At 64.9% G+C, this 5,347-nt stretch carries 6 protein-coding genes; 3 read left to right on the top strand and 3 right to left on the bottom strand.

Annotated features, from left to right (window positions below):
- Together nusA and rimP are read right to left on the bottom strand one after the other, a co-directional pair.
- Positions 1 to 783, bottom strand: a 783-nt coding sequence (gene nusA, locus B2W70_RS10420) for a transcription termination factor NusA (protein WP_286745508.1), incomplete at its 3' end; no start/stop codon positions are given.
- Positions 780 to 1,439: a ribosome maturation factor RimP gene (rimP, locus tag B2W70_RS10415; protein ID WP_286745506.1), complete on the bottom strand. Its 660-nt coding sequence runs from the start codon at positions 1,437 to 1,439 to the stop codon at positions 780 to 782. The genes nusA and rimP, both read right to left, overlap by 4 nt.
- A gap of 392 nt (positions 1,440 to 1,831) precedes the next feature.
- On the opposite strand from rimP, the gene fabI reads away from it, so the two are divergent.
- Complete coding sequence (gene fabI / locus B2W70_RS10410) at positions 1,832 to 2,623, top strand: enoyl-ACP reductase FabI (protein WP_058086062.1); 792 nt, start codon at positions 1,832 to 1,834, stop codon at positions 2,621 to 2,623.
- A gap of 123 nt (positions 2,624 to 2,746) precedes the next feature.
- On the opposite strand, the gene B2W70_RS10405 is transcribed toward fabI, so the two are convergent.
- Positions 2,747 to 3,697: a GlxA family transcriptional regulator gene (locus B2W70_RS10405; RefSeq protein ID WP_286745504.1), complete on the bottom strand. Its 951-nt coding sequence runs from the start codon at positions 3,695 to 3,697 to the stop codon at positions 2,747 to 2,749.
- A 185-nt stretch (positions 3,698 to 3,882) separates the two neighbouring features.
- Between B2W70_RS10405 and B2W70_RS10400 the strand changes: the two genes are divergently transcribed.
- Entirely contained in the window at positions 3,883 to 4,821 is a 939-nt protein-coding gene (locus tag B2W70_RS10400) for a glutathione S-transferase family protein (protein WP_286745502.1), read from the top strand.
- Positions 4,822 to 4,830: 9 nt separating this feature from the next.
- Positions 4,831 to 5,347, top strand: a 517-nt coding sequence (locus tag B2W70_RS10395; protein ID WP_286745500.1) for a glutathione S-transferase N-terminal domain-containing protein, incomplete at its 3' end; no start/stop codon positions are given.

Genomic DNA, 5,347 nt, shown 5'->3' with positions numbered 1-5,347 from the left:
CACGCGCGAGCCGCGCACGCCGACGCAGGTGCCGATCGGGTCGACGCGCTTGTCGTGCGAGAGCACGGCGATCTTGGCGCGCGAGCCAGAGTCACGGGCACAGCTCTTGATCTCCAGCAGGCCTTGTTCGATCTCGGGCACTTCCTGGCGGAACAGCTCGATCATGAAGTCGGGCGCAGAGCGCGAGAGCATGATCTGCGGGCCACGGGCCAGCGAATCGATGCCCAGCATGTAGGCACGAACGCGGTCACCGGAGCGCAGGTTTTCCTTCGGGATCATCTCGGTGCGCTTCAGACGCCCTTCGACGCGACCCGACTCGACGATGATGTCGCCCTTGTCCAGGCGCTTGACGGTGCCCACGAAGATCTTCTCGCCGCGCGAGAGGAAGTCGTTGAGCAGTTGCTCGCGTTCAGCGTCACGAATTTTCTGCAGGATGACCTGCTTGGCGGCCTGAGCACCGATGCGGCCGATGGGCACGGATTCGATGGACTCTTCGATGTAGTCACCGACTTCGATGTCGGCGATGCGGTCGATGGCGTCAGAGAGGATTTCTTCGGCTTCCGGGTTCTGCAGGCCGGCCTCGTCGGGCACGACGAGCCAACGGCGGAAGGTCTCGTACTCGCCACTCTCGCGGTCGATGGCGACGCGGATGTCGACTTCGCCCTGGTAGAGCTTCTTGGTGGCAGAGGCCAGGGCGGATTCGACCGCACCGAACACCACGTCACGGTCCACGCTCTTCTCACGGGAGATGGCGTCCACCAGCATCAGCAATTCACGATTCATTTCTTCTGACCTCCGAGTTCTTGCGCCTCTTCGACGGCAACTTCACTCGCCGGGGTTGCCTCCCGACGCACACGACCCTTGAAACTCACCTCAGGCACCAGTCTGGCCTCGCGAATTTCATCGAGTGTGAAACCCAATATCTCATCCACCTGTTGCGGCACGGGTTCACCCCGGGCCGCGAGTTCCTTGGCCAGCTTCTTGGCCGCCGTCTTGGACAACGGCTTGTCGCCATCGGCCGAATTGAGCAGCAGCCCCCAGGCCTGGCCTGCAGCGATGGCGGCTTCGTCCCCGTCGGGCGAGGCGCACAGCACGCCGCTGTAATGTTTGCGCCCCTGGAACGGGGCCTTGAGCGCGATGGTGATGCGCTCACCCTGGAAGCGGGCGAAGTGCGCCGGCGTCTTCAGGGGGCGATCCACGCCAGGAGAAGAAACCTCCAGGCGCGCGTAATCGGCATCGACCGTTTCCAGCGCGTACTGCAGCTGGCGAGTCACTTTTTCGCAGTCGTCCACGGTGACGAGGTCACCGGGCAGGTCGTAGGCCTGATCGGGCAGCCGGTCGATGTACACGCGCAGCAAACCCTGCGAACTGCGTTCACAGTCCACGAGCTCGTAACCGAGACCGGTCACGGTGGTTTCAACGACATTGAGCCAACTCATCCTGATGGGTGCGATCGACGAAAAACGGTCAAGCAAAAAAAAAGGGCTGGAATGATCCGCCCTCACACTGCACGGAAAGCCGCCAGGCAGGCATGTGAACAACACATGCAGCCAGCAACGCCCGCCACATTCACGAAGCGAACCGCCAGGTCAACTCACTTCGTTTTACCCAAGCAAAACGGGCACCCCTGAAAACCATGTCGGGCACCCTGCAGGGCAAAAACCGTGAATCAGCCTGAGCAGCCAATCCCGCATTTTACCCCGATGAAACGCCCCACATCAAGAGCACCCCATGAAATTCATCGATGAAGCCACTGCGTACCGCCCCAAGCCGCCGTTCTGCGCAACGTGTCAGAATGCGCGCCTGGTTTGACCCCTCGAATGGAGACTCCATGGGATTCCTCGCTGGCAAGCGCCTGTTGATCACCGGCCTGCTGTCCAACCGTTCCATCGCCTACGGCATCGCCCAGGCCTGCCACCGCGAAGGCGCCGAGCTGGCTTTCAGCTACGTGGGCGAGCGCTTCAAGGACCGGATCACCGAGTTCGCCAAGGAATTCAACTCCGAGCTGATTTTCGACTGCGATGTCGGCAGCGACGAGCAGATCGCCCAGATGTTCGCCGACCTGGCCAAGGTGTGGCCGACGTTCGACGGCTTCGTGCACTCCATCGGGTTCGCTCCGCGCGAAGCCATCGCCGGTGACTTCCTGGATGGCCTTTCGCGCGAGGGTTTCCGCATCGCGCACGACATCTCGGCCTACAGCTTCCCGGCCATGGCCAAGGCGGCCCTGCCTTATCTGAACCCGAAATCGGCCTTGCTGACGCTGTCCTACTTGGGCGCTGAGCGCATCGTGCCGGCTTACAACACCATGGGCCTGGCCAAGGCTTCGCTCGAGGCCTCCGTGCGCTACACCGCCGCCAGCCTCGGCCCCAAGGGCATCCGCGCCAACGGCATCTCGGCGGGGCCCATCAAGACCCTGGCTGCATCGGGCATCAAGGGCTTCAGCAAGATCCTGAGCGTGGTCGAGCAGAACGCCCCGCTGCGCCGCAACGTCACCATCGAAGACGTGGGCAACGTCGCCGCCTTCATGCTGTCCGATCTGGCGGGCGGCGTGACGGCCGAGATCACCTACGTGGATGGTGGTTTCAGCCACGTCATGGGCGGCCTGGGCGACCTGGCCGAGTGACACCTCAGCCTGCCACCCGTTGGTGGCGACCGATCCAAGGGGCCTGACGGGCCCCTTTTTTTCGGTGCGGCCAGCACCCGAGTTCGAGACCGCACAGGCGCCAAGGGACCTGTGCGCAAGAGGTCATGCCTGCAATGGCTCGACAGCATGCCGCTGACGCCAGGCGGCTGGCGTCAGGCCCGTCATCCGTTTGAACAGGCGGCCAAAGGCCACCCTGTCCGAATAGCCCACCGCCTCGGCCACATCGGCCACAGGCAAACGCCCGCTTTCCAGCAGGGCCTGGGCACGGGTCAACCTCAATGACTGCTGGTACTGGATGGGCGTCAAGCCGGTGGCCGCCAGGAAACGCCGCTGCAAGGTGCGCACGCTCACATGGATCGCTGCAGCCAGCTCCGCCAGAGACAAGGGCTTGGCGCAATCGGTTTCGATGCGGTCCTGCAGGCGGCGGATGTCGGCATCGGCATGGCGGCGCCAACCCGGCGCAGGCACGTAGAGCGACTGTGGCCCCCGGTCCAGCTCGGTGACCAGCATGCGCGCCAGGGCCCGAGCTGTTTCGCGGTCACTCAAGGCCTGCACCGCGCGCAAGCAGGCGTCCACACCGGCGAGCGACCCTCCTGAGCAAATCCAACCGTCGACATCGGACTGCACGAGGTTCAGGCTGGCGTGCACCCGCACATCCGGGTGGCGCGCCTGCAGGTCGTCGGCCAGCATCCAATGGGTTGTCGCCACGTGTCCGTCAAGCCGTCCGGTGGCTGCCAGCAGGAAGACCCCGGAGCACAACGTTGCCACCCTCACACTCGCCGGCAGGCCTCTCAAGGCGGCGATGACCGCGGGATGGCTGGCGGCTGCAGCGGGCCCTTCGGTCCACAAGGAAGGGATCACGACCAGATCGGCCCCACTCAGGCGATCGGGGCCGCCCTCGACCGCCAGCAGACCATCGGGGTGAACCACGGGCTTGCCGTCCTCGCTGACGCGGATCAACTCGAAGCGGTGCGCACCGGGCAGCTGGTTGGCCATGCGAAAGACGTCGAGAACCAGCCCCACGCTGCCCAGGCTGTGCTGTGGACAGATCACCACGGCAACCCGGTGAACGTGCCTGGGGCGGCGCGCTGCAGGCGGCGGAGGCGGCACCTGAGGTGGATGAGGTGGATGAGGTGGGTGCGATTTGTCCATATCAGCATCAAAGATGTCTTTAGCGACCATATCACGCGTGAACGCCCCTCGCGAGAATCACGAACATCGATCTGAGCTGTCCGCCCATGCACACCCCCATCCTCCACCACTACAACGAATCTCCCTACGCCGAAAAGGCGCGCCTGATGCTGGGCCACAAAGGCCTGACCTGGCGCTCGGTCAAGGTGCCCCGCGTCGCGCCCAAGCCCGACCTGGTGGCGCTGACGGGCGGCTACCGCAAGGTGCCGGTGCTGCAGGTCGGCGCAGACATCTACTGCGACACCCGGCTGATCGCCGAGGTGCTCGACACCTTGCAGCCCGAACCCAGTCTGCGCGCCCGCGCGGGGCATTTCGATGAGATCGTGGCGAACTGGGTGGACACGCTGCTTTTTGGGCGCGCGGTGGGCTACACCTTTGGCGCGCTGGCCGACCTGCTGCCCGACGCCTTGCTCGAAGACCGCGCGGCGTTGCGAGGCGCCCCACTTGAGCGCGAGGCCCTCAAACGCGCCCTGCCCTTGGCCACCCAAGAGTTGCACAGCCACATCGCCTGGCTGGACACCGCCTTGCGCGGCAACAGCCCCTTCGTCAACGGCGAGACCCCCGGCAACGGTGACTTCACGCTCTACGCCACCCTCTGGTTCCTGGCCAACGGCCGCTTCGACTTCAGCCGCCACCCCGCCGTTCAGGCGTGGATGACACGCATGATTGGCATCGGCCATGGTCATCGGGAAGACATCAGCGCAGAAGAAGCCCTGGTGGAAGCGGCTGCCGCCCTGCCCGCCCGCTTGCCGAACGCCACCGGGGAGCAAGGCAGCGCCGACGCCACGGGCCTGATCCTTGGCCAAGTCGTGCAGGTGACGCCCGAGCAACTCGGGCACGGCACGAGCGTCACGGGCGAACTCGTCAGCCTGCAGCCACAGCGCCTGACCCTGCGCCTGCACAGTGAGCGCTGCGGCGAGTTGCACGTTCACTTTCCGCGCACCGGCTACCGCCTCAAAGCGGCTCAGGGCACGCCTGCTGCTTGAGAGAACAAGATGCCCACACACGCCCCCTTGACCCTCTACACCTTCGCGATGTCGCACTACAGCGAGAAGATCCGCTGGACGCTCGACGCCTGCGACATCCCCTACCGCGAGGTCTGCCTGAGCCCGGCCTTTCACATGCTCCCCGCGCTGCGCATGGGCGGACACGGCCAGACCACGCTGCCGATCATCCAAGGAGACGGCTTTTCGGTCCAGGACAGCCCGCGCATCCTCACCTGGCTGCAATCGAACCGCGGACCTTTGGCGGTGATGCCGCTGTCCATCGACACCGACGCCCGAGCGGTCGAGCAGCGCTTCAACGCCATCGGCAAGGACGTGGCACGCTACCTGTACGCGGGCAGCTTCGGCGTGGCCGATGAGCACATCGTCAAGCTGTGGACCGACCACGCCAATGCGCTGCAAGCTGGCGTGATTCGCGCCTCCTACCCGCTCATGCGCTGGGTCTTCAAGCAAAAGCTGCAGATCAAACCCAAGCGGGTGGAGCTGGCGCGCCAGCGCATCCGCGAGG

This window comes from Aquabacterium sp. UBA2148 (assembly GCF_002328915.1).
Classification (GTDB): Bacteria; Pseudomonadota; Gammaproteobacteria; order Burkholderiales; family Burkholderiaceae_C; genus Aquabacterium; species Aquabacterium parvum.
The sequence above is the reverse complement of the archived record's forward strand: the minus strand, read 5'-3'. Positions and strand labels throughout refer to the sequence as shown.

Coding starts and splice junctions, on each gene's coding strand:
- rimP (WP_286745506.1), bottom strand. CDS start 1,439: ATGAGTTGGCTCAATGTCGTTGAAACCACCGTGACCGGTCTCGGTTAC.
- fabI (WP_058086062.1), top strand. CDS start 1,832: ATGGGATTCCTCGCTGGCAAGCGCCTGTTGATCACCGGCCTGCTGTCC.
- B2W70_RS10400 (WP_286745502.1), top strand. CDS start 3,883: ATGCACACCCCCATCCTCCACCACTACAACGAATCTCCCTACGCCGAA.